Consider the following 24,900-nt stretch of genomic DNA (forward strand, 5'->3'; position numbering starts at 1 on the left):
GCGGCCGGCCCACCGGTCACGCTCCGGGGGACTCCGTGCCGCCCGCGGTGCCGGGGGCGGTGGGTTCGCTGGTGAGCGGGGCCGCCTGGGTCATGGGCGGCTCGCTGGTGAGAGGGGCGGCGTCGGCAAGGGGCGGCTCGCTCGTGAGCGGGCCCTGTTTCGGTACGCGTATGTGGGTGAAGTGGGGGGTGGTGGTCGCGGCCACGGGGGTCTCCCGGTTCGTCTCGACAGGTGAACAACGACTCAGACCTACCCATCGCACCCCGTTTTACCGGCGGAACGTGGCCGAAGAACGTCACCTCGCCGAAAGCGGACCAGGCAAAGCGGACACTTCGGCCAGCTGCATTGACACTCTCGTCGGCCGGGTGGTGGGCTCGTCATCCACTCGTGACATAGGGAGTCGCACGTGCACCTCGGGCGCAGGAAGCGGACCGCGACGGCCGTGGCCGCCGCGGTGATCGGTGGTCTCCTCGGCGGCGCCGTGCCCGGTCTCGCCCAGGCCGCGCCCGTCTCCCCCGTCACCGTCCCCGACGAGCAGGGGGCGGCCCCCTCGGTGTGGCCTCGGCCACAGTTGGCGAAGACCACGGGTCCGTCGGTGCCGCTCGGCGACGAGGTGACGCTGCTCACGGACGCCGACGCCGATCCGTACGCCGTCGCCGCGCTGCGCGAGGTGCTGCGGGCGGCGGGGGTACGGACCGTCCACACGTCCCTGCCGGGAGGCGGGACCGTGATCCGCGCCGGTTACGCCGCCTCCGCGGAGGCCCTGCGGACGCTGCGCGTGCCCGAGCGGGCCGATCTGCCGCGCGGCGGGTACCGGCTGGCCACCGGCCGGATCCAGGGCCGGGACACGGTCGCCCTGGACGGAGTCGGCGAGGACGGCCTGTTCCACGCCGTACAGACCCTGCGTCAGCTGATCGGCGGCCCGGCCGACGGCGGGCGGTCCCTCCCCGGTGTCGTCCTGCGTGACTGGCCCGGCACCGCCGTGCGCGGCCTGACCGAGGGCTTCTACGGCCGCCCCTGGAGCCAGGAACAGCGCCTCGCCCAGCTCGACTTCATGGGCCGCACCAAGCTGAACCGCTACCTCTACGCGCCCGGTGACGACCCGTACCGCCAGACCCAGTGGCGCGAGCCCTACCCCGCCGAGCAGCGTGCCGATTTCCGCGCGCTGGCCGAGCGGGCGCGCGCCAACCATGTGACCCTCGCCTGGGCCGTGGCACCCGCCCAATCCATGTGCCTGGCGTCGGACGACGACGTGAAGGCGCTCACCCGCAAGCTCGACGCCATGTGGGCGCTGGGAGTGCGCTCCTTCCAGCTCCAGTTCCAGGACGTCAGCTACAGCGAGTGGCACTGCTCCGAGGACGCGGACACCTTCGGCCGCGGACCCGAGGCGGCGGCGGCCGCCCACGCGCGCGTGGCGAGCGAGGTGGCCCGGCACCTGGCCGCCCGCCACCCGGACGCCGAACCGCTCACCCTGATGCCGACGGAGTACTACCAGGACGGCGCGACGAAGTACCGCACCGCGCTCGCGGCCGCGCTCGACGACCGGGTGCAGGTCGCCTGGACGGGCGTGGGGGCCGTCCCCCGCACGATCACCGGACGGGAACTGGCCGGCGCGCGGGACGCGCTGCGCCACCCGCTGGTCACCATGGACAACTACCCGGTCAACGACTACGCCCAGGACCGGCTCTTCCTCGGCCCCGCCACGGGCCGCGAGCCGGCCGTGGCCGCCGGTTCGGCCGCCTTCCTCGCCAACGCCATGGAACAGGCGGCGGTCTCCCGCGTCCCGCTCTTCACCGCCGCGGACTACGCCTGGAACCCGAAGGGTTACCGGCCGCAGGAGTCCTGGCGGGCGGCCGTGGACGAGCTGGCCGGACCGGACCCGGCGGCCCGCGAGGCGCTGCGGGCCCTGGCCGGCAACGACGCCTCCTCGATCCTGGACCCGACGGGCGAGTCGGCGTACCTCAAGCCGCTGATGACCGCGTTCTGGCACAGCCGTACGACCGCGGACCCCGCGGCGCGGGAGAAGGCGGCACGGGAACTGCGGGCCGCGTTCACCGTGATGCGCGAGGCGCCCGAGCGCCTGACGGCGACCGCGGACGGCACGCTGGACGACGAGGTACGGCCCTGGCTGGAGCAGCTGTCCCGCTACGGTCTGGCCGGGGAGACGGCCGTCGACATGCTGCTGGCGCAGGCCAGGGGCGACGGCGCGGCGGCCTGGCAGGCCCAGCTGCGCCTTGAGCCGCTGCGAGAGGCGCTGAAGGCGAGCGAGGTGACCGTCGGCAAGGGGGTCCTCGATCCCTTCCTCACGCGCGCGGTGACGGAGTCGGCGGCCTGGACCGGGGCGGACCGCGAGCAGCGCGCGGGGCGGCGGGCGGACCGTGAGCCGGCGGCGTACACCGTCCGGCTGGAGCGGGCGCGCCCCGTCGAGACGGTGACGGTGATGACGGAGCCGGGCGCGGGCGACTCCGCGCGCGTGGAGGCGTTCGTCCCCGGCGAGGGCTGGCGGTCGCTGGGCCCGGTGTCCCCGTCCGGCTGGACGCAGGCGGACGTGAAGGGGCTGCGCGTGGACGCGGTCCGCGTCGCGTGGGAGGGCACGGATCCCGAGGTGCGCTCCTTGGTGCCGTGGTTCGCCGACGAGCCGCGCGCCGAGCTGGAGCTGGCCCGGAGCGAGACGGACGCCGAGATCGGCGGGCCCGTTCAGCGGGTGGACGTCCGGCTGGCGGGGCGGCGCGCCGACGAGGTGCGCGGGGAGCTGGCGGCGCGGGCCCCGAAGGGGATCACGGTGCGGCTCCCGAAGGAGACCCGGGTGCCGCGCGGCACGCGCGCGACCGTCCCGCTGGAGATATCGGTGGCCCCGGACGTGCCGGCGGGCTCGTACCGGGTGCCGGTGTCGTTCGCGGGCGAGGAGCGGGTCCTGACCGTCCGGGCCTTCCCCCGCACGGCGGGCCCCGACCTGGCGCGGACCGCGACGGCCTCCTCCTCCGGCGACGAGACGCCCGACTTCCCCGCGGCCGCGGCCGTGGACGGTGACCCGGCCACCCGCTGGTCCTCGGAGCTGGTGGACGGCGCCTGGTGGCAGCTGGAACTCGCTCGGCCGGCCCGGATAGGGCAGGTGGTCCTGCGGTGGCAGGACGCGTACGCCTCCCGCTACCGCGTCCAGGTCTCCGCCGACGGCCGCACCTGGCGCACCGCCGCGACGGTCTCCGACGGGCGGGGCGGGCGCGAGAGCGTGCGGATGGACGCGGCGGACACCCGTTTCCTGCGGGTCCAGGGCGACGCGCGGGCGACGGAGTACGGCTACTCGCTCTGGTCGGTGGAGACGTACGCGGTGGCCCAGCCGGCGGGCGGGTCCGGGCAGCCGGGACAGCCCGAGCGGCCCGAGCAGCCCGGACAGCGGGAAGACCCGGAGCAGCAGCCGGAGCAGCAGCCCGAATAGGGACGCCTCACCGAAGGCGCCCCTCCGACGGAGGCCGGCCGGTGGACGACGAAGGCCCGGCTCAACCCGTCTTCACGGCCCCCATGGGGGTGGTGGAGACGGCGTCGATCCGGGCCATCACATCGTCCGCGCCGTACGGCTGGAGGTAGGGCAGCCAGCGCGGGTCCCGATGTCCGGTCCCGATGATCCGCCAGGCCAGGCCGGTGGGTGGAGCGGGTTGGTGCCGCAGCCGCCAGCCCAGCTCGCGCAGGTGCCGGTCGGCCTTGACGTGGTTGCAGCGGCGGCAGGCCGCCACGACGTTGTCCCAGGCGTGCGTACCCCCGCGGCTGCGCGGAACGACGTGGTCGACGCTGGTTGCGACGCCACCGCAGTACATGCAGCGTCCGCCGTCGCGGGCGAAGAGCGCTCTGCGGGTCAGAGGAACGGGCCCCCGGTAGGGGACCCGCACGAACCGCTTCAGCCGGACCACACTGGGTGCGGGGATGACGCGGGTCTCGCTGTGCATGAAGGCGCCGGACTCCTCGAGGCAGAGTGCCTTGTTCTCGAGGACGAGGACGAGCGCGCGGCGGAGCGGTACGACGCCGAGGGGCTCGTACGACGCGTTGAGGACCAGGACATGCGGCACGGATGGCCTCCTAATACGCCGGCGGCGCGTGGCTCGCGCCGGGACGAACTGCTCTCAGTCTCTCCTCATGCCTGGTCGGAACGCCACCACGTCGCGGTAACGGGCTTGGGGTGTTCTCGACCACATCGGCATCGTCACCCCGGATCATCCCCGCGTGAGGTCCGTCTCTCCCTCGAACAGGGCACGGGACCACCACCGATGCCCCGTTAGTGTGGATGTTCTGCGTACATCACGCCTGGAGGTTCTACGTGTCCTGGTCCGCCCTGCTGACCGCCGACGATCCGCAGCCCGTCCCCGTCACCCTGGACGAGGCAGCGGAGAGGGCGACGAACGCCGCGGGCTGGGTGGAGGAGAACTGGTCCACCTGGCTGAACACGGGTCTGCGCATCCTCCTCATCCTCATCGTCGCGTTCCTGCTGCGGATGGCGATTCGCCGCGCCCTGACGAAGCTCATAGAGCGGATGAACCGCTCCGCCCAGGCGGTGGAGGGGACGGCGCTCGGCGGGCTGCTGGTCAACGCCGAACGGCGCAGACAGCGCTCGGAGGCGATCGGCTCGGTGCTGCGCTCGGTGGCGTCGTTCGTGATCCTCGGCACGGCGGGGCTGATGATCCTGGGCGCCTTCCAGATCGATCTGGCGCCGCTGCTCGCCTCGGCGGGTGTCGCGGGTGTCGCGATCGGTTTCGGCGCCCGGAACCTGGTCACCGACTTCCTGTCCGGTGTCTTCATGATCCTGGAGGACCAGTACGGCGTCGGTGACTCGGTCGACGCGGGCGTGGCCTCCGGCGAGGTCATAGAGGTCGGCCTGCGGGTGACGAAGCTGCGCGGCGACAACGGCGAGATCTGGTACGTCCGCAACGGTGAGATCAAGCGGATCGGCAACCTCAGCCAGGGCTGGGCGACGGCGGCGGTGGACGTCACGGTGCGCCCGACGGAGGACCTGGACCGGGTGCAGTCGGTGATCAACGAGGCCACGGCGTCCATGGCGAAGGAAGAGCCCTGGAACGAGCGGCTGTGGGGCCCGGTGGAGATCCTCGGCCTCAACGAGGTGCTGCTCGACTCCATGACGATCCGGGTCTCGGCGAAGACGATGCCGGGCAAGGCCCTGGGCGTCGAGCGCGAGCTGCGGTGGCGGATCAAGCGGGCGCTGGACGCGGCCGGCATCCGTATCGTCGGCGGAGCCCCCGCCCAGGCGGAGGAGTCCACGGCGGACCCGACAGCGGCCATGGCGGCGCCCTCGGCCTTCGCCTCGACCACCTCCCCGCAGTCCGCGGCGGCGACCCCGATCCCGCCCGCCAAGCCGGAGCTCAGCAAGTAGCACCCCGATCCGGACGACGCCCCCGCAGGTAACGCTTTGGTTGCCTTCGGGGGCGTCGTGCGTCCACGGGTATTGACGCCCCGGTGATGCCCGGCCTACGGTCCTTCCACCGAATAGGAAACTTTCCTAACAGTGTTGTTGGGGGAGCGGGCTACGGGGCAGCAGAATGGCCCCTCCAGAACCGAAGGGCAGGTGCCTCGTCATGGCCGGTACGACCCCGGGGACCCCCGGCACCCCGCGTGTCCTGCGGGCCATGAACGACCGGGCCGCCCTGGACCTGCTCCTGGAGCACGGCACGCTCTCGCGGACCCGGATCGGGAAGCTCACCGGGCTCTCCAAGCCGACCGCCTCCCAGCTTCTCGCCCGGCTCGAAGCCGCCGGGCTCGTCGTCGCCACCGGCACCACCGCCGGCCGGCCGGGACCCAGCGCCCAGCTGTACGCGGTCAACGCCCGGGTCGCCTTCGCCGCCGGACTCGATGTGACCCCGCACCGGATCCGCGCCGCCGTCGCCGACATCACCGGCGAGGTCGTCGGCGAGTTCGAGCTCAGGACCACGGGGCGCGCCGCGGAAGGCGTCGTACAGCAGGTCACCACCGCCCTCGACGGTGCCGTCAAGGACGCCGGGATCACCCGCGCCGAGGTGCACCGCCTCGTCATCGGCACCCCCGGCGCGTTCGACCCGGCCACCGGACGGCTGCGGTACGCCTCCCACCTGCCCGGCTGGCACTCCCCCACCCTCCTGGAGGAGCTGGCGGCGGTGCTCCCGATGCCGTTCGAGTACGAGAACGACGTCAACCTCGTCGCCGTCGCCGAGCAGCGGCTTGGCGCCGCCCGAGGCCACGAGGACTTCGTCCTGCTGTGGAACGAGGAGGGCATCGGCGCCGCCCTCGTCCTGGGCGGCCGGCTCCACCGCGGCTTCACCGGCGGCGCCGGCGAGGTCGGCTTCCTGCCCGTGCCCGGCACCCCGCTCGTACGGCAGGTCACCAAGGCCAACTCCGGCGGCTTCCAGGAACTCGCCGGCGTCCAGTCCGTGCCCCGGATCGCCCGGTCGCTCGGCATCGACACCCCGGAACAGCCCTATGTGCCCGTCGCGACCCGGCTGCTCACCCACGCCGCCGCCCACCACGGCGACGACCCCCGGTACGCGGCGCTCCTCGACCAGTACGCCGAGCGCCTCGCCACCGGTCTCGCCTCCCTCGTCGCCGTACTCGACCCCGAACTCCTCGTCCTGTCCGGCGAGGTGACCGTCTCCGGCGGGGAACCCCTGCGGGAGCGCGTCCAGTCCGAACTGGCCGAGCTCGCCGCCTCCCGGCCCCGGCTCGTCCTCGGGGACGTGGACCGGCACCCCGTCCTGCGCGGGGCGCTGGAAAGCGCCCTCGCCACCACCCGTGACGAGGTCTTCGACACGTCCCGGTAGTACCTCTGGACCACCCCTCCAGCCCGCTCCGCCCTCCGCCCCCGCCCCCCGCCCTCCGCCACAGGGAGACTTCGTCATGCCCGTACGCCCGCGCAGAGCCGCTGCCGCACTCGCCGTCACCGCCTCGATCGCCCTGTTCGCCTCGGCCTGTACCGGCTCCGCCGAGAACAAGGCGAGCGACGACCCCGACGCCACGACCGAGATCACCTTCTGGCACGGCTGGTCGGCGCCCACCGAGGTCAAGGCCATCCAGGACAACGTCGCCCGCTTCGAGAAGGCGCACCCGAACATCAAGGTGAAGGTCGTCGGCAACATCAACGACGACAAGCTCAACCAGGCGCTGCGCGCGGGCGGTTCGAACGGCCCGGACGTGGCCGCCTCCTTCACCACGTCCAACGTCGGCAAGTTCTGCGCCTCCGGCGCGCTCGCGGACCTGAAGCCCTTCCTGGAGAAGGACAAGGTGGACCTGGACAGGACCTTCTCCAAGGTCCTCCAGGACTACACCCAGTTCGAGGGCAAGCGCTGCGCTCTGCCGCTGCTCTCCGACGCGTACGGGCTCTACTACAACAAGGACGCCTTCAAGGCGGCCGGCATCACCGCCCCGCCGAAGACGTGGTCGGAGTTCACGACCGTCGCGAAGAAGCTGACCAAGGAGAAGGGCGACAGCTACGAGCAGCTCGGCTTCATGCCGAACTACCTCGGCTACGAGACGGTCCCGAGCCACTACATGTCGCAGTGGGACCACACGTACTTCGACGAGAACGGCAAGTCCAACCTCGCCAAGGACCCGGCCTTCGCCGAGATGCTGACGTACCAGAAGTCGCTGGTCGACGGACTGGGCGGGTTCGCGAAGCTGGACAGGTACCGCACCACCTTCGGTGACGAGTGGGGCGCCAAGCACCCCTTCCACACCGGCCAGGTCGCCATGCAGCTCGACGGCGAGTGGCGGCTGAACTTCATCAAGGAGGCCGAGGTCGGCTTCGAGGTCGGCGTCGCGCCGCTGCCGGTGGCGGACGACGAGGTGGCCGAGTACGGAAAGGGCTACCTCTCCGGCACGATCATCGGCATCGCGCCGCAGAGCAGGAAGCAGAACGCGGCCTGGAAGCTGGTCAAGTACATGACCATGGACACCGAGGCCGTGGTGAACTTCGCCAACGGCATCGGCAACGTCCCCTCCACCCTGGACGCCCTGAAGTCCCCGAACCTGAAGGTCGACGAGCGCTTCAAGGTCTTCCTGGACATCGCCCAGCACCCCGAGTCCTCCACCTCCGACGGCGCGGTGAACGGCTCCACGTACCAGGACACCTTCCAGGACTTCGCCCAGAAGTACGAGAAGGGCCAGGTCAAGGACCTGAAGAAGGGCCTTGAGGAGACGGCGGCCCAGATCGACCGCGACATCGCCCAGGCGAAGTAAGAGTCAGGACCGGTTCTCATGTCCACCGACACCCTCGCCGGGCGTCAGGCCGCGCTGCGGTCGAAGCGCGTGCGCGGCACGCTGCGCACCGCGGCGTTCATGGCGCCCTGGCTGATCGGATTCGGCGTCTTCTTCGCCTATCCGCTCGTCTCGACCCTGTACTTCTCGTTCATGAAGTACGACGGGCTCAATCCGCCGACCTGGCGGGGCCTGGACAACTGGACGTATGTCTTCTCGGACCTGCCGAAGTTCTGGCCGGCGATGCGGAACACCCTCTGGCTGGCCGTCGTCATGGTCGCCTGCCGGGTGGTGTTCGGCCTCGGCGTCGGGCTGCTGATCACCAGGATCAAGACGGGCGCCGGGGTCTTCCGCACCCTTTTCTACCTGCCGTACCTGGCCCCGCCGGTGGCCGCGACGCTGGCCTTCGTCTTCCTGCTCAACCCGGGCACGGGACCGGTCAACTCGCTCCTGGAGGCGGTCGGCATCCCCGCCCCCTCCTGGTTCAACGACGCGGCCTGGGCCAAGCCCGCGCTGACCGTCCTCGCCGTGTGGGGCGTCGGCGACCTCATGGTCATCTTCATGGCCGCGCTGCTCGACGTGCCGAAGGAGCAGTACGAGGCGGCGGAGCTGGACGGGGCCTCGGCCTGGCAGCGGTTCCGGTACGTGACGCTGCCGAACATCTCGCCGATCGTGCTCTTCGCGGTCGTCACCGGGATCATCGGCGCGATGCAGTACTACACCCAGCCGATCGTGGCCGCGAAGGTCGCCTCGGGGGTGATGGGCGGCTCCGGCCAGACGTTCGAGCCGGGCTACCCGGACGACTCCACGCTGACCCTGCCGCAGCTCGTCTACAACCTCGGCTTCGGCCGCTTCGACTACGGCGCCGCCTGCGTCGTGGCCCTCGTCCTGTTCGCCCTCTCCATGGCCTGCACCGCGCTGCTGATGCGCCGGCGCGGCGGCCTGATCGGCTCGGGTGACTGACCCATGACACCCATGACCACCACCGCGTCCCCGCTCGCCCGCACCGGGACGAGCCCCGCCGAGAGGCGCGCCCGCCGCACGGCGGCACTGCACTGGATCGCCGTGCACTCCCTCGGGATCGCCGCGGCCCTGTTCTTCGTGCTGCCGTTCGTGTTCGTCTTCCTCACGTCCCTGATGAGCGACCAGCAGGCGCTCACCCGCGACCTGACCCCGAACTCCTGGCACTGGGACAACTACGTCCGGGTCTTCGAGACCCCCGGCTTCCTCATCTGGTGGAAGAACTCCCTGCTGTACGCGGGGCTCGGCACCGTGCTCGTCGTGGTGTCCTCGGTCCCGGTGGCGTACGCGCTCGCGAAGTTCCGCTTCCGCGGCCGGCATCTGTCGCTGCTGCTCGTCATCTCGATGATGATGCTGCCGCCGCAGGTCGTCATCATCCCGATGTACCTGTTCTGGGCCAAGCAGATGGATCTCTCCGGAACGCTGTGGCCGCTGATCGTCCCGATGGCGTTCGGCGACGCGTTCGCGATCTTCCTGCTGCGTCAGTTCCTGCTGACGATCCCGAACGAGTACATCGAGGCGGCGAGGATCGACGGCTGCGGAGAGTTCCGCACCCTCCTCACGATCGTGCTCCCGATGGCCAGGCCCGGCATCGCCGCCGTGGCGCTGTTCCAGTTCTTCTCCTGCTGGAACGACTACTTCGGACCGCAGATCTACGCCTCCGAGAATCCGGGAGCCTGGACCCTGAGTTATGGCCTCGAGTCCTTCAAGGGCGCGCACCACACCGACTGGAACCTGACCATGGCCGCGACCGTACTGGTCATGGCCCCTGTGATCCTCGTCTTCTTCTTCGCCCAGAAGGCGTTCGTCGAGGGAGTCACACTGACCGGAGTGAAGGGCTAGCTGACTGCAATGAAGCTCGCTGTCGTGGGGGGCGGCTCCACCTACACCCCCGAACTGATCGACGGTTTCGCGCGCTTGCGCGACACCCTGCCCATCACCGAACTCGTCCTCGTCGACCCGGCCACCGACCGTCTCGAGCTGGTCGGCGGGCTCGCCCGGCGGATCTTCGCCAAGCAGGGGCACGACGGCGAGATCGTCACCACCTCGGACCTCGACGCGGGGGTGGAGGGCGCCGACGCCGTCCTGCTCCAGCTGCGGGTCGGCGGACAGGCCGCCCGGAACCAGGACGAGACCTGGCCGCTGGAGTGCGGCTGCGTCGGACAGGAGACGACCGGCGCCGGCGGCCTCGCCAAGGCGCTGCGGACCGTCCCGGTGGTCCTGGACATCGCCGAGCGGGTCCGGCGGACCAGCCCGGACGCCTGGATCATCGACTTCACGAACCCCGTCGGCATCGTCACGCGCGCGTTGCTGCAGGCCGGGCACAAGGCCGTGGGCCTGTGCAACGTGGCCATCGGCTTCCAGCGGAAGTTCGCGGCGTTCCTCGGCGTCGCCCCGGCGGACGTCCATCTCGACCACGTCGGGCTCAACCACCTGACCTGGGAGACCGCGGTACGCCTCGGCGGACCCGAGGGCGAGAACGTGCTGCCCCGGCTGCTCGCCGAGCACGGCGACGCCATCGCCGACGACCTGCGCATTGAGCGGGCGATCGTGGACCGGCTGGGCGTCGTCCCCTCGTACTACCTGCGGTACTTCTACGCCCACGACGAGGTCGTACGGGAGCTGGGCACCAAGCCCTCGCGGGCCGCCGAGGTCGCCGCGATGGAGAAGGAACTCCTGGAGATGTACGGGGACCCGGCGCTCGACGAGAAGCCGGCGCTGCTCGGCAAGCGCGGCGGCGCGTTCTACTCCGAGGCCGCCGTGGACCTGGCCGCGTCCTTGCTGGGCGGCGGGGGATCGCCGTACCAGGTGGTGAACACGTACAACAACGGCACACTGCCGTTCCTGCCGGACGACGCCGTGATCGAGGTGCAGGCGGCGGTGGGCTCGCAGGGGGCCGTGCCCCTGCCCGTCGCCCCGCTCGACCCGCTGTACGCCGGGCTGATCGCGAACGTGACCGCGTACGAGGACCTGGCCCTGGAGGCGGCGCTGCGCGGCGGCCGCGAGCGGGTGTTCAAGGCGCTCCTCGCGCACCCCCTGGTGGGGCAGTACGCGTACGCCGACGGGCTCACCGACCGGCTGATCGCGCACAACCGGGAGCACCTCGCGTGGGCGTGAACCTGAACGGGGTCCTCCTCGCGATCGACGCGGGGAACAGCAAGACCGACGTCGCGGTCGTCTCGCCGGACGGCACCGTCCTCGGCGCGGCGCGCGGCGGCGGGTTCCAGCCCCCGGTGGTGGGGGTGGCGCCGGCGGTCGACGCGCTCGCGGAGATCGTCGGGCGGGCGTGGGAGCAGGCCGGCGGCGCCGGTCTCCCACCCCGGTTCGCCCATGTCTCCGCCTGTCTGGCCAACGCCGATCTGGCGGTGGAGGAGGCGGAGTTGGAACAGGCGCTGCGCGCGCGGCGGTGGAGCCGTTCCGTACGGGTGCGCAACGACACCTTCGCGATCCTGCGCGCCGGGCTCGACGAGCCGCGGGGCGTCGCCGTGGTGTGCGGGGCGGGCATCAACTGTGTCGGCATGACGCCGGACGGCCGTACCGCCCGCTTCCCCGCCATCGGGAAGATCTCCGGCGACTGGGGCGGCGGCAGCGGGCTCGCCGAGGAGGCGCTCTGGTTCGCGGCGCGTGCGGAGGACGGGCGGGGCGAGCCGACCGAGCTGGCGCGCACCCTGCCCGCGCACTTCGGGCTGCCGACGATGTACGCGCTGATCGAGGCGCTGCACCTGGGCCGTATCCCGTTCGAGCGGCGGCACGAACTGACGCCCGTGCTGTTCCGTACGAGCGCGGAGGGCGACGCGATCGCCCGGTCGCTGGTGCGCCGGCTCGCGGAGGAGGTCGTCGTGCTGTCGACGGTCGCCCTCGGGCGGCTGGGCCTGCTCGACGAGGAGGTGCCGGTGATGCTGGGCGGGAGCGTGCTCGCCGCGCGCCACCCGGAACTGGACGCCGGGATCGCGGAACTGCTGGCCGTGAAGGCCCCGAAGGCCGTGATCCGGGTCGTGACCTCGCCACCGGTCCTGGGCGCGGCCCTGCTCGCGCTCGACGAGGTGGCGGCGGGCCCCGAGGCCGCCGCGCGGCTGCGGGAGCACTACGGCGCCTGACGGCGCACGACCGGCGCGGGGCGTCCCGAAAGGGGCGCCCCGTCGTCGTGTTCACCCGTACGTGGTGGAACCGATTCCGGCCGGGCGGCGTATTCATAGCAGGGGGTTCGCCCGCGGGGGCGGCGCAGGGGTGAGGCACGATAGGAACAAGATCGCGTCAATCCTGGTGTGCGGGTGGGGCCGCTGAGGTCATACTGCCCTCCGGGCACTACGTCGGACCGAGGGGGAGGCCACGTTGACATACCCGCCGAATGCGCCCGCCGCCTCGGCGCCGGGCACCGCTCCGGTGCAGCCGGGACCCGGCGTGCCCGCACAGCAGTCGCCGCCGCCCGCCGCGATCCAGCCGGCCGCGACGCCTCCGCCCGGGCGGGGGGCCTGGGAGGAGGCGAGGGCGCGGCTGCGCCGCGCCGCCACGACCGAGCCCGGACGGCTGCAGATCCTCGGTGCCGTCCTGGCCCTGCTGGTCGTCGCGTTCGGGGGCGTCACCGCCTTCGAGGTCGCCGACCGGGCCTCCTCCGCCGACGACGTCGTGAGCCGCAGCCAGCCGCTGAGCGCCGACGCCGCCGACATCTACCGCTCCCTCGCCGACGCCGACACCGCCGCGGCCAGCGCCTTCCTGGCCGGCGCGCAGGAGCCCCCGGACGTCCAGAAGCGGTACGCCGACGACATCAGGACCGCCTCCCGTCTGCTGGTCAAGGCCGCCGCGAGCACCGAGGGGTCGACCGAGTCGAGCCGCGAGATCGCCACCCTCAACGAGCAGCTCCCCCGCTACACCGGCCTGATCGAGCGGGCCCGCGCCGCCAACCGGCAGGGGCTGCCGCTCGGCGGCGCCTATCTGCGGTACGCCAACCAGCAGATGACGAACGAGCTGCTGCCCGCCGCCGAGCGCCTCTACGAGGCGGAGACCGCGCGGCTCCAGCAGGACGACGAGGACGCCCGGGACCGGCCGTACCTCTCCCTCGCGCTCGGGATCCTCGCCCTCGCCGCCCTCGTGTGGGCCCAGCGCCGCAACTACGCCCTGACGAACCGGGTGTTCAACCACGGTCTCCTCGCCGCCACCGCCGCCTCCGTGGTCGTGCTGCTCTGGCTCGCGACGGCGCACACGCTCGCGCGCACCGAGCTGGACGACGCCCGCGAGCACGGGCAGAGCTCGCTCCAGGTCCTCACCACCGCCCGGATCAGCTCCCTGAAGGCCAGGGCCAACGAGAACCTGGCCGTGGTCTCGCGCGGCGCGGTCCTCACCGACGACGGCAAGAACGACAAGTACGAGACGGACTACACCGGCAGCATGGCGGCGCTGACCGACGCGCTCGCCACGGCGCGGGAGCGCGCCGACGACGACGCCGGCCGCGTCCCGCTGGACGAGGCGGCGGACCGTACGGCCGAGTGGCAGAAGCGGCACAAGGTCGCGCGGGCGGCGGACGACTCGGGCGACTACGAGGGCGCCGTGACCCGGATCATCGGCTCGAAGGACTCCACCGGGCAGTCCTTCGACCAGGTCGACGCCGCCCTGAAGCGGGCCCTGGACCACGAGCAGTCCGAGTTCACGCGCGCCGCCGAGGACGGCAGGGGCGCGCTGACCGCGCTCCCGCTGGGTGCGGCCGCTCTCGGGATACTGGGCGCCGCCGGCGCCGTCGTGGGAATCAACCGCAGGCTGTCGGAGTACCGGTGAGAGGGGGCGGGATGCGGAACGGCGTCGACGGCGCGAGGATGCACGGCCCGGCCGGGTCCGGCGGTCCCCTCCGGGGCAGGCGCCCGCTCGCCCGCCTGCGCGGCTGGGGCGGGGTGGCCGCGATGGCGGTGGCCTGCGGCCTGACCGCCTCCCTGACCCTGCTGCCGCTCACCCACAGCGCCCGCGGCGACTCCGGCGGGACCGCGGTGACCGGTCCGGGCATCGGCATCGGCGTGCCGATCAAGGCGGACACCTGCGAGAAGCCGGAGGCATCCCTCAGCCCCTCCCCGGCCGGTGGCCCCTCCATCGACGCCATCAAGGCGCGCGGGAAGATCGTCGTGGGCGTCGACCAGTCCAGCTACCGCTGGGGATACCGGAATCCGTCCACGCGCACGCTCGAAGGCTTCGACATCGACCTCGCCCGGGCCATCGCCAAGGACATCCTCGGCAGCGAGGACGGGATCATCTTCCGGGCCATCCCGACCAACCAGCGGATCGCGGCCCTGGAGAGCGGCAAGGTCGACCTCGTCGTCCGGACGATGACGATCAACTGCAAGCGGATCCAGCAGGTCGCCTTCTCCACCGCCTACTTCCAGGCCGGCCAGCAGGTCCTCGCGCCCAAGGTCTCCACGATCACCGGGTACGACTCCTCGCTCAGCGGCAAGCGGGTCTGCACGGCCGAGGGCTCCACGGCCTACGAGGCGCTGGAGAGCAACTCCTTCGGTGCCACGTTCAAGGACGAGGCCGACGGCACCAAGGACGACAAGGACCTGCTGACGGTCCCGAACCAGCTCGACTGTCTGGCGCGGCTCCAGCTGGGCGAGGTGGACGCCGTCGTCACGGACAACGCGCTGGCGGCCGGCCAGGCCGCGCAGGACCCGGCGGTCGAGCTCAAGGGCAAGCCGTTCACCACGGAGTTCTACGGCGTCGCCGCCAAGCTCGGCAACGACGACCTGGTCCGCCGGGTCAACCACGTCCTCGTCCAGTACCGGCAGGGCCCTTGGCAGAAGGCGTACGACGACTGGCTCAAGGCGGACCTGCCCGGGATATCCGGGCCGCCCGCACCCACGTACAAGTAGAGCGAGAGGTGATCGATGGGCGTCGCGGGCACCCCCGGGCCTGTGATGGACCGGGACGAGGTGGACCGTGCGCTGGCGCGGCTCGGCGCGGAGCACAAGGCGATCGAGGACTCGCTCCTCGCTCTCCAGGACCACGCGGGCCGCAGGCTGCTGGAAGGCGCCGAGCTGACCGGCACGACCCGGGAACGCTGGCAGTCCACCGAGCGGACGATCACCCTGCTCTGGACGTACTTCGACGCGTACACCGGCGCGCTGAGCGAAGCCCGTGAGCTGCGGGCGCGGCGTCGCTGGTCCAGTCGCGAGGACCTGGAGGAGCTGACCGAGCGGCTGCGCGGCGAGAGCGTGCTCGTCTCGGGCGGGGCGCGGCAGGAGGCCGGGCTCTCCGAGCGGTTCACGCTGTCACGCCTTGTGGAACGGATGAACGAGCTGTACGCCTCCTCGCTCGACATGGTCGTGACGGCCGACGCCGTCTGGTCCGCGCTGCCCGCCCGGATAGATCTGCTCGCCGCCGAGCTGGGACGTACGCGCTCGCTGGCGCACTCGGTCGGTGTGCGGCCCGGGGAGCACCCGGCCGGCGACGAGCTGGAGTCCATCACGGCCGAGCTGACCGCGCTGCGTGCGCAGGTCGTCACCGACCCGCTGTCCTTCTGGCGGCCGGCGCAGGGCAGTTCGGCGCCCGGCGGCGGACGGCCGGACACCGAGCGGTACGACCGGGCGGCGCGGGCCCTGGAGGACATCCGGCGGGAGATCGAGGCGGTCCTCGCGGTCCGGCAGGACTCCGAGGAGCGACTGCTGCGGCTGCGGGACGTGCTCTCGCGGGCCGACCGGACGCTCGCCGAGGCCCGGGCGGCGCGGGGCGAGGTCCTCGCCAAGATCGCCGCCTCCGAGGTGCCGGCCGTCAGCGGTCCGCCGACGGCCCTCCAGGAACGGCTCGCGACGGCCGCCGAGTACCGCAGGCACGCCCAGTGGCACCGGCTGTCCCCGCTCCTGGAGTCCCTGGAGCGGGAGGCCGAGGACGAACTGCTGCGCGCCCGTGAGTCCTTGTCCGCCGTCACGGCGCCGCTCGCGGTCCGCGCCGAGCTGCGCGGCCGGCTCGACGCGTACAAGGCGAAGGTCGCCCGCCTCGGCGCGGCGGAGGATCCGCTGCTGATCGAGCGGTACGACGCGGCGCGCCGGATGCTGTGGAGCGCGCCGTGCGACCTGCGGGTCGCCGAGCAGGCCGTGCTGCGCTACCAGCAGGCCGCGGCGGAGGTTCTGTCCGGCCCCAGAGATGCCAGGGGGAGTCAGTGGTGAGTGGTGAGGCAGTGGTGAGCGCCTGTCAGCGCCCCTCGTGCGAGGGTGCGTACGAGGATATGGGTGGCGGCGAGCTGTACTGCGACACCTGCGGTCTCGCCCCGGTCGTCGCGCCCGGCGGTCAGCTCCAGTCCAACCCCACCGGTCTGGCCGTGCCCGGCAAGGAGTCGGGTTCGTCGCGGTCGAGTTCGCGGGCCTCGGCCCGCAGCTCCTCCCGTTCCTCCCGCTCCTCGACGTCGCGCCGCTCGGTCTCCGGGCGGCTCTCGCGCGCGCTGTCGGGCGGGAACAGCAGCCGCTCGGTCTCGGTGCGCAGCTCCGGCTCGTCGACGGCGCAGTCCGGGCGGAACCGGCTGGGCGCCGGCCTGGTCTCGATCCCGGAGGTGCCGCGCCCGGACCCGCGTGCCGCGGTGATGGAGAAGCCCGAGGTTCCCGAGCGGAAGCGATTCTGCTCGCGCTCGGACTGTGGCGCCCCGGTGGGCCGTTCGCGCGGTGACCGGCCGGGCCGTACGGAGGGCTTCTGCACCAAGTGCGGGCACCCGTACTCCTTCGTGCCGAAGCTGCGCGGCGGAGACATCGTGCACGGGCAGTACGAGGTGGCGGGCTGTCTCGCGCACGGCGGGCTCGGCTGGATCTACCTCGCCGTCGACCGGGCGGTCTCCGACCGGTGGGTGGTGCTCAAGGGCCTGCTCGACACGGGCGACCAGGACGCGATGGCCGCGGCGATCTCCGAGCGTCGCTTCCTCGCCGAGATCGAGCACTCCAACATCGTCCGGATCTACAACTTCGTCGAGCACCTCGACCAGCGCACCGGCTCCCTGGACGGCTACATCGTCATGGAGTACGTCGGCGGCAAGTCGCTCAAGGAGATCGCCAACGACCGCCGGACGCCCGACGGGCGGCGCGACCCGCTGCCGGTGGAGCAGGCGTGCGCGTACGGGATCGAGGCGCTGGAGGCGCTCGGTCACCTGCACAGCCGGAACCTGCTGTACTGCGACTTCAAGGTCGACAACGCGATCCAGAGCGAGGACCAGCTCAAGCTGATCGACATGGGCGCGGTCCGGCGGATGGACGACGACGAGTCGGCGATCTACGGGACGGTGGGCTACCAGGCGCCGGAGGTGGCCGAGGTCGGCCCGTCGGTGGCGAGCGACCTGTACACGGTGGCGCGCACGCTGGCGGTGCTGACCTTCGACTTCCAGGGTTACACCAACGTCTTCGTGGACTCGCTTCCCGACCCGGACCACATCGAGGTCTTCCGGACGTACGAGTCGTTCTACCGGCTCCTGGTGCGGGCGACGGACCCGGATCCGGCGCGCCGGTTCGCCTCCGCGCAGGAGATGGCCGAGCAGCTGACGGGGGTGCTGCGCGAGGTCGTGGCCCTCCAGTCGGGCCGGCCGCGCCCGGCGCTCTCGACGCTGTTCGGGACGGAACTGAAGGTCACGGACACGGAGTTGTTCGCGGAGCTGACGGAGGACGTGTCGGTCCTGGGCGCCCGGGAGGCCCGGCGGAGCCGCGGAGGCCGTACGGGCGCGGCGGCGCTCACCGGCGGGGCTGCGGGTGGCGGGGCCGTCGGCACGGTCGTGGGTGGGCCGGTCACGGGTGGGACCTCCGGCATCGGTCTGCCACCGGGCGGGCCCTTCCTCAGACCCCTCGACGGGCGGGCCTGCGCGCTCGCGCTGCCCGTGCCCCGGGTGGACCCCGGAGACCCGAACGCCGGGTTCCTCGCCGGTCTCATGGCCTCCGCGCCCGCCGAGCTGATCAGCGCCCTGCACCACGCGCCCGCGCCCTCCCTGGAGTTGCGTCTGCGTGAGCTGCGGGCCCGCCTGGAGATGGGCGATCTCGGCTCCGCCGGGCGCGCGCTGGCCACGCTGGAGGAGCAGGTCCCGGACGACTGGCGGGTGGTCTGGTACCGCGGCCTCACCTCCCTGGTGACCGGCGACCACGCGAACGCGGCCCTGTCCTTCGACGCGATCTACGACGCGTTCCCCGGGGAGCCCGCGCCCAAGCTGGCCCTCGGCATCTGCGCCGAGATACTCGGCCAGCTGGACAACGCCGCGGAGTACTACCGCCTGGTGTGGGCGACCGATCCGAGTTACGTCAGCTCCGCGTTCGGGCTCGCCCGGGTGCAGCTCGCGGCCGGCGACCGCACCGGAGCCGTACGCACGCTGGAGTCCGTACCGGAGGCGTCCATCCACTACACGGCGGCCCGGGTCGCGGCCGTACGGGCCCGGCTGCGGCGCCGGCCGCCGAACGAACCGCTCGGCGCGGATCTGACGGCGGCGGCCGCGCAGGTCTCCGCGCTCCAGGGCTTCGGTCTGGACGCGGTGCGCCGCGAGCGATTGTCGACCGAGGTCCTCGGCACGGCGCTCGACTGGGTACTCTCCGGAAGTCCCGGAGCGGGACCGGGCGGCACGCACCTGCTCGGCAGCGAACTGGACGAGCGCGGACTGCGCTTCGGCCTCGAACGCTCGTACCGGGTGCTCGCCCGGCTCGCTCAGCGGGGCGAGGAGAGGATCGAACTGGTGGAGCGGGCCAACCGTTTCCGCCCCCGGACGTGGGTGTGAGGATGTCCCAGATGCCCCAGCACGATCTCTCCGCCTGCCCCGGGTGCGCGGAGCCGCTGGATTCGGGTGACCGGTTCTGCGGGGCGTGCGGATACGACCTGTCGGCCGTACCGGCGCCGCCGGCGGACCGCCCGACGGTGGCGATCGGCACGCCCGTGAACTGGCCCGACGCCCCACCCCGCGACCCCGGCTCCCTCTCGACGGTGACCCAACACCCGGGCGACCTCCCGGGCACGGACTCGGGCGGCCACGACCTCCCCCCGACACCCGGCGGCCCGGCCTACGGAGCCCCGGCGGCCGGCGCCGCGCCGGGCCCCACCGCCCGTGCCGAAGGCCCCGGCCCGCTGCCCCAGGGACCTGCGGGTTCCGCCGCCCCGGCGGCGGGTGCCTCCTGGGAGACGGGCGCCGCGCCCGGTGCCGTCGCGTCCGGACGGGATATGGCGACCGTGCCCGTTCGTACGGACGGGCCGCACGCGGCCGCGACGTCCGGCAGCGGTCTCGCGGCGCTCGCCGCCGGGACTCCGGAGCCGCCCGCCCCGACCCCGGCCGTCCCCGACGGCGACTTCGCGCTCGCCGCTCCCGACCCCCGTACCGTCCCTCCGACGGCGACCCCGCCCGCCGGGACGAAGCTGTGCGTCGCCTGCCGCGCCGGGCACGTGGATCCCGACGGCTACTGCGAGAACTGCGGCCACGCCCAGCCGCGCGAGCGTGACCACATGGAGCAGGAGCTCTCCACGGTCGCCGCCGTCAGCGACCGCGGCCTGCGCCACCACCGCAACGAGGACGCGTTCGCCGTCTCGGCCACCGCGCTCCCCGACGGCTCCCCCGCCACCCTCGCGATCGTCTGCGACGGCGTCTCCTCCGCGACCCGTCCCGACGAGGCGTCCGCCGCCGCCGCGAGCGCGGCCGGGCAGACGCTGCTCACGGCCCTGCCGCGCGGCACGCACCCGCAGCAGGCCATGCACGAGGCGATCGTCGCCGCCTCGGAGGCGGTCAACGCCCTGGCCGAGGAGCCCGGTCAGGGCGGCATGGAGCACGATCCGCACCGCCACCAGAACGCCCCCGCCTGCACCATCGTCGGCGCGGTCGTCGCCGACGGGCTGCTGATCGTCGGCTGGGTCGGCGACAGCCGCGCCTACTGGGTGCCGGACGACCGCACCTCCCCGCCCGCCCGGCTCACCCAGGACGACTCCTGGGCGGCCCAGATGGTCGCCGCGGGCCTGATGAACGAGGCCGAGGCGTACGCCGACGAGCGCGCCCACGCCATCACCGGCTGGCTCGGCGCCGACGCGTACGAACTGGAACCGCACACCGCCGCGTTCAAGCCCGACCGGCCCGGCGTGGTCGTGGTCTGCACCGACGGCCTCTGGAACTACGCGGAGGCCGCCGAGGACATGGCCAGGGTCGTGCCACCGGACGCCGCAGGACGGCTGCTGCACGGCGCCCAGGTCCTGGTCGGCCACGCCCTGGACGGCGGGGGCCACGACAACGTAACAGTGGCGCTGCTGCCGTTCGCCCTCTCCCCGCAAGGGGCAGGATCGGCCTGACCGGCCGCCGCCCCCTGTCCTTCCTCCCCCGACCCACCCGCCCCCTGTCACGCTTGTTGTCGAGGAGCTTCAATCCATGGCGAACTTCTCCAAGTCGAACGTGCCGCAGTTCTCGGTGGACGTGTACCAGAACGAGTTCCTGCCCGAGGGCGGCCGTGAGGTCAACGCCATCGTCACGGTCACCTCGACCGGCGGGGGCACCACCGGCGGTGCGGCGCTCGGGGGAAGCGGGACCGGCGCCGACGCCGCCGTGGTGATCATGGTCGACTGCTCCGGTTCGATGGACTACCCGCCGACCAAGATGCGCGGCGCGCGGGACGCGACGTCCGCCGCCATCGACGCCCTGCGCGACGGCACCTCCTTCGCCGTCATCGCCGGTACGCACGTGGCGAACGAGATCTACCCGGGCAACGGCGGCCTCGCCGTCGCCGGCCCCGCGACCCGAGGCCAGGCCAAGGACGCGCTGCGCCGGCTGAGCGCGGGCGGCGGCACCGCGATCGGCACGTGGCTGCGCCTCGCGGACCGGCTGCTCGCCTCCGCCGACGTGTCGATCCGGCACGGCATCCTGCTCACCGACGGCCGCAACGAGCACGAGGCGCCGGGGGACCTGCGGGCCGCCTTGGACGCCTGCGCGGGCCGGTTCACCTGTGACGCGCGGGGCGTCGGTACGGACTGGGAGGTCAAGGAGGTCACCGGCATCGCCTCCGCCCTGCTCGGCACGGCCGACATCGTGGCCGACCCGAAGGGCCTGTCGGCGGACTTCACCACCATGATGGAGAACACCATGGGCAAGGAGGTCGCGGATGTCTCGCTGCGCCTGTGGACCCCGGTCGGGGTGGAGATCCGCTATGTGAAGCAGGTCGCGCCCACGGTCGAGGAGCTGACCGGCCGGCGGACCGAGGCCGGTCCGCGGGCCGGCGACTACCCGACCGGTTCGTGGGGCGACGAGTCGCGCGACTACCACGTCTGCGTCCACGTCCCCCAGGCCCAGATCGGCCAGGAGATGCTCGCCGCCCGCGTCTCGCTCATCGTCCCGGACCCGGCGGGCGGCACTCCGCGCACGCTGGGACAGGGCCTGGTACGGGCGGTGTGGACGGACGACATGGCGATGTCCACGTCGATCAATCCGCAGGTCGCGCACTACACGGGCCAGGCCGAACTGGCCCAGGTCATCCAGCAGGGCCTGGACGCGCGCAAGTCCGGCGACCACGACGGGGCGACGGCCAAACTGGGGCGCGCGGTGCAGCTGGCGGCCGCCTCGGGCAACGAGGACACTGCGAAACTGCTTTCGAAGGTGGTGGACGTCGTCGACGCGGCGACCGGTACTGTGCGTTTGAAGGCGAAGGTCGCGGAAGCGGACGAGATGACTCTCGAGACCCGCTCCACCAAGACGGTTCGCGTCAAGAAGTAGCCCGGCCAGGAGGGCCGGACGACGAGAGGGGGAAGCACCGACATGCCGACCTGCCCGAACGGACACCAGTCGGTTTCCGACGACTGGTGCGAGGTCTGCGGCCACCGCATGGCCGGGGCGGGTGCGCCGGCGGGTGCCGTACCGCCGCCTCCCCCGCCGCCTCCTCCCGCGTACGGCTATCCCGGCCCTGGGGGCCCCAGCGGTCCTGGCGGTCCCGGCGGTCCCGGGGGTTACGACCCGAACGCGACCGCCCAGGCGGAGCTCTGCCCGCAGTGCCGCACCCCGCGCGAGGCCATGGCCCCGTTCTGCGAGGAGTGCCGCTGGAACTTCCAGACCAACACGGCGACCTCGTACACGCCGGTGGCTCCGCCCTCCTCGCAGCAGAGCCCGCCGCCGGGCCTCAACCTGCCGCCGGGCTTCCAGTCGCCGCCGCGCCCGCCGCAGCCACAGCAGCCTCAGCCGTCCCAGCCGCCGCAGCAGCAGCCGGATCCGTACGAGTACCAGAGCTCGCGGCCCTCGCAGATGAACCGGCCCGCGGAGCCGCTGTCCGCCGACCCCACGCACCACCAGGCGCCGCCGCAGCGTCCGCCGATGCAGCAGCAGCCGCCCCAGGCTCCCCAGCAGCATCAGGGACCGCCGCCGCAGGCCCCCCAGGCACCGCACGGGTTCCAGCAGCAGGGCACGCCGCAGCCTCCGCCGTCCTTCTTCCAGAGCCCGCCGCCCTCACAGCAGGCGCCTCAGCCGCCCGCTCCGCAGGCCCCGCCGCGGCAGCAGCCGGGCAGGGCCGACGACGACTGGATGCTGCCGCCGCCCTCGCAGCCCCAGGCGCCGCCGCAGGCACCGCAGGCGCCCCCGATGCAGCAGCAACACGCCCCGCAGCAGCCCCACCAGCACCAGCCGCAACAGCACCAACAGCCGCAGCAGCAGTTCCAGCAGCAGCGGCCGGCCGCCGGCTGGTCGGCGTACATCGGGCCGGACCGCGACTACTTCATGGCGATGATGCAGCGCAGCGGCCCGGAGGCCTCGGGCCTGAACCTGCCCGCCTACTCCCCCGAGCAGCACCTGCCCCTCCAGGGCAACCAGGTCAGCATCGGCCGCCGCCGGCACTCCACCGGCGAGTCCCCCGACATCGACCTCTCCGTGCCGCCGGAGGACCCGGGCGTCTCGCACCAGCACGCGGTGCTGGTGCAGCAGCCGGACGGATCGTGGGCGGTGGTGGACCAGAACTCCACCAACGGCACCACGATCAACGGCGGCGAGGAGCCGATCCAGCCCTACGTCCCCGTCCAGCTCCAGGACGGCGACCGGGTGCACGTCGGCGCGTGGACGACGATCACCGTGCGCCGCGGATAACCCTCGCCTCATCGGCTCGGCAGTGGCCAGGCGTACGGCCCCTCGGGGTCGTCCAGCCAGGCCCACTGCCGCCCCGCGCTCACCGTCACCCCGAAGCGCTCCCGCTCCGGCCGCCCCTCGCGCTGCCAGAGCGAGAGCGCTTCGCGCGCGTCCAGGCTCCCCTCGGCCAGCGTGAACAGGAAGCGGAACCGGTCGTCCTCGTACGCCTGCCGGGGCAGCCCCATCGGCCGGGCGCGCGGGAAGCGGGCGTGGCCGCCGCGCAGGGCGACGAAGTACGCGGAGGTGGGCAGGAACCGCCCCTCCGCATGGTCCCCGCGCACCCGTAGGAGCACCAGACCGGTGGACAGCGGTGTCAGGACGAGGGCGTCGGGGCGGCACTGGGCGAGCCAGGCGTACGGGATCGACGGCAGGGTGCAGGTGGCGACGATCCGGTCGAAGGGGGCGCGCTCGGGGCAGCCACGGGCGCCGTCGCCCGTGATCACGGTGGGCCTGTATCCGGCGGCGGCGAGATGGGCGCGGGCGGACGCGGTGATCTCCTCGTCCAGGTCGACGGTGGTGACGTGCTCCGCGCCGAGCCGGTGGCAGAGCAGGGCGGCGTTGTAGCCGGTGCCGGCGCCGATCTCCAGGACGTCGTGTCCGTCCCGTACGTCCAGCGCCTCCAGCATCTCGGCCATCAGGGACGGCTGGCTGGAGGAGGAGACCAGCTCCCCGTCCCGCACCCGGGTGGCCAGCGGCTCGTCCTGGTAGGCCCCGCGCAGCCAGCGGGCACGGCGGGCGGGGTCGGCGTGGCCGGACCAGAGCCGCTCGTAGCCGCCGGCCCCGGCGACGTAGTAGGAGGGGACGAACAGATGCCGGGGCACCTCGGAGAAGGCCGCGCGCCAGGCGGGGTCGCACAGCGCGCCGTACGCCTCGATCTCCCGCACCAGCTCCCGTCGCTCCCGCGCGCCGTCCTCGGCGAAGGCATCCCCGTGTGCGCCCATGCCTCCACTGTCCTGCGCGGCGGGTGAGGAGGCGAGAGGCCCGGGGGGGGCAGCGGGCCAGTGGTCCTAGACCTCCGGTCCTCGGTCGGAGCATCTGAGACGATGGAGCGGTGATGGAGATTCCGCGCGGCACACTTCAGGAGCAGACCTTCTACGAGCAGGTGGGTGGCGAGGAGACCTTCCGGCGTCTCGTCCGCCGCTTCTACCAGGGGGTCGCGGAGGACCCCCTGCTGCGCCCGATGTACCCCGAGGAGGACCTCGGCCCGGCGGAGGAGCGCCTCGTGCTCTTCCTCATCCAGTACTGGGGCGGTCCCCGCACCTACAGCGACCACCGCGGCCACCCCCGGCTGCGGATGCGCCACGCGCCGTTCACGGTCGACAGGGCGGCTCACGACGCCTGGCTGAGGCACATGCGGGACGCGGTGGACGAGCTCGGCCTGGCGCCCGAGCACGAGAGCCAGCTGTGGAAGTACCTGACGTACGCGGCGGCGTCGATGGTGAACGCCGCGGACTGACGCCGTCCGGAATCCCCGCGCCGTCCGCGGACTGACGCATTCCGGAGTCCGGGTCCCGGATAACGGTCACGATCGCGTCAAGGCCCTGTGCAAGCGGTTACCAGGGCACGTGCCCTCTGAAAGCATCGGATGAACGTTCGGT

At 72.8% G+C, this 24,900-nt stretch carries 19 protein-coding genes; 16 read left to right on the forward strand and 3 right to left on the reverse strand.

Going from position 1 to position 24,900, the window contains the following annotated elements; translation table 11 throughout:
• Positions 1-16 precede the first annotated feature (16 nt).
• Entirely contained in the window at positions 17-205 is a 189-nt protein-coding gene (locus ACFYV5_RS20710; protein ID WP_389171129.1) for a hypothetical protein, read from the reverse strand.
• 201 nt (positions 206-406) lie between these two features.
• Here ACFYV5_RS20710 and ACFYV5_RS20715 point away from each other — a divergent pair, with 201 nt between their 5' ends.
• Positions 407-3,436, forward strand: coding sequence for a beta-N-acetylglucosaminidase domain-containing protein (locus ACFYV5_RS20715; RefSeq protein ID WP_389170352.1), 3,030 nt, complete (start codon positions 407-409; stop codon positions 3,434-3,436).
• Positions 3,437-3,497: 61 nt separating this feature from the next.
• Here the strand turns inward: ACFYV5_RS20715 and ACFYV5_RS20720 are convergent, their stop codons facing one another.
• On the reverse strand, positions 3,498-4,061 hold the full coding sequence (locus ACFYV5_RS20720) for an HNH endonuclease (RefSeq protein ID WP_355115443.1): 564 nt from the start codon (positions 4,059-4,061) through the stop codon (positions 3,498-3,500).
• Positions 4,062-4,309: 248 nt separating this feature from the next.
• Here ACFYV5_RS20720 and ACFYV5_RS20725 point away from each other — a divergent pair, with 248 nt between their 5' ends.
• The 14 genes from ACFYV5_RS20725 (at position 4,310) to ACFYV5_RS20790 (ending at position 23,263) form a co-directional block, all read left to right on the forward strand.
• Positions 4,310-5,377, forward strand: coding sequence for a mechanosensitive ion channel family protein (locus tag ACFYV5_RS20725; protein ID WP_389170357.1), 1,068 nt, complete (start codon positions 4,310-4,312; stop codon positions 5,375-5,377).
• Positions 5,378-5,579: 202 nt separating this feature from the next.
• On the forward strand, positions 5,580-6,794 hold the full coding sequence (locus tag ACFYV5_RS20730; protein WP_389170361.1) for an ROK family protein: 1,215 nt from the start codon (positions 5,580-5,582) through the stop codon (positions 6,792-6,794).
• A gap of 76 nt (positions 6,795-6,870) precedes the next feature.
• Positions 6,871-8,208: an ABC transporter substrate-binding protein gene (locus ACFYV5_RS20735; RefSeq protein ID WP_355115437.1), complete on the forward strand. Its 1,338-nt coding sequence runs from the start codon at positions 6,871-6,873 to the stop codon at positions 8,206-8,208.
• Positions 8,209-8,226: 18 nt separating this feature from the next.
• Positions 8,227-9,189, forward strand: a complete 963-nt coding sequence (locus ACFYV5_RS20740) for a carbohydrate ABC transporter permease (RefSeq protein ID WP_389170365.1) — start codon at positions 8,227-8,229, stop codon at positions 9,187-9,189.
• A gap of 3 nt (positions 9,190-9,192) precedes the next feature.
• Positions 9,193-10,089 (forward strand): carbohydrate ABC transporter permease, encoded by an 897-nt coding sequence (locus ACFYV5_RS20745; protein ID WP_389170368.1) that lies wholly within the window; start codon positions 9,193-9,195, stop codon positions 10,087-10,089.
• A gap of 9 nt (positions 10,090-10,098) precedes the next feature.
• Positions 10,099-11,364, forward strand: a complete 1,266-nt coding sequence (locus ACFYV5_RS20750) for a 6-phospho-beta-glucosidase (protein ID WP_389170371.1) — start codon at positions 10,099-10,101, stop codon at positions 11,362-11,364.
• Positions 11,361-12,344, forward strand: coding sequence for a BadF/BadG/BcrA/BcrD ATPase family protein (locus ACFYV5_RS20755; protein ID WP_355115509.1), 984 nt, complete (start codon positions 11,361-11,363; stop codon positions 12,342-12,344). The genes ACFYV5_RS20750 and ACFYV5_RS20755 overlap by 4 nt, the downstream gene beginning before the upstream one ends.
• Positions 12,345-12,579: 235 nt before the next feature.
• Positions 12,580-14,016 carry a hypothetical protein gene (locus ACFYV5_RS20760; protein ID WP_389170374.1) on the forward strand — a complete coding sequence of 479 codons (1,437 nt, stop codon included), beginning with the start codon at positions 12,580-12,582 and terminating at the stop codon, positions 14,014-14,016.
• An 11-nt stretch (positions 14,017-14,027) separates the two neighbouring features.
• The gene (locus ACFYV5_RS20765) at positions 14,028-15,095 is read left to right on the forward strand and encodes a glutamate ABC transporter substrate-binding protein (RefSeq protein WP_389170377.1); all 1,068 of its coding nucleotides are present in this window, start codon (positions 14,028-14,030) and stop codon (positions 15,093-15,095) included.
• 15 nt (positions 15,096-15,110) lie between these two features.
• Complete coding sequence (locus tag ACFYV5_RS20770; protein ID WP_389170380.1) at positions 15,111-16,388, forward strand: hypothetical protein; 1,278 nt, start codon at positions 15,111-15,113, stop codon at positions 16,386-16,388.
• A gap of 59 nt (positions 16,389-16,447) precedes the next feature.
• Positions 16,448-18,952 carry a tetratricopeptide repeat protein gene (locus ACFYV5_RS20775; protein ID WP_389171087.1) on the forward strand — a complete coding sequence of 835 codons (2,505 nt, stop codon included), beginning with the start codon at positions 16,448-16,450 and terminating at the stop codon, positions 18,950-18,952.
• Between the two features lie 11 nt (positions 18,953-18,963).
• On the forward strand, positions 18,964-20,499 hold the full coding sequence (locus ACFYV5_RS20780) for a PP2C family serine/threonine-protein phosphatase (RefSeq protein WP_389170383.1): 1,536 nt from the start codon (positions 18,964-18,966) through the stop codon (positions 20,497-20,499).
• A 76-nt stretch (positions 20,500-20,575) separates the two neighbouring features.
• Positions 20,576-21,910: a VWA domain-containing protein gene (locus ACFYV5_RS20785; protein ID WP_355115426.1), complete on the forward strand. Its 1,335-nt coding sequence runs from the start codon at positions 20,576-20,578 to the stop codon at positions 21,908-21,910.
• 42 nt (positions 21,911-21,952) lie between these two features.
• Entirely contained in the window at positions 21,953-23,263 is a 1,311-nt protein-coding gene (locus tag ACFYV5_RS20790) for an FHA domain-containing protein (RefSeq protein ID WP_389170387.1), read from the forward strand.
• Between the two features lie 8 nt (positions 23,264-23,271).
• Here the strand turns inward: ACFYV5_RS20790 and ACFYV5_RS20795 are convergent, their stop codons facing one another.
• The gene (locus ACFYV5_RS20795; RefSeq protein WP_389170390.1) at positions 23,272-24,243 is read right to left on the reverse strand and encodes a methyltransferase domain-containing protein; all 972 of its coding nucleotides are present in this window, start codon (positions 24,241-24,243) and stop codon (positions 23,272-23,274) included.
• A 110-nt stretch (positions 24,244-24,353) separates the two neighbouring features.
• Here ACFYV5_RS20795 and ACFYV5_RS20800 point away from each other — a divergent pair, with 110 nt between their 5' ends.
• A complete protein-coding gene (locus ACFYV5_RS20800) occupies positions 24,354-24,758 on the forward strand; it encodes a globin (protein WP_389170393.1) in 405 nt (134 codons plus the stop codon).
• The last annotated feature ends 142 nt before the right edge of the window (positions 24,759-24,900 follow it).

The organism is Streptomyces sp. NPDC003035, assembly GCF_042888285.1.
Classification (GTDB): Bacteria; Actinomycetota; Actinomycetes; order Streptomycetales; family Streptomycetaceae; genus Streptomyces.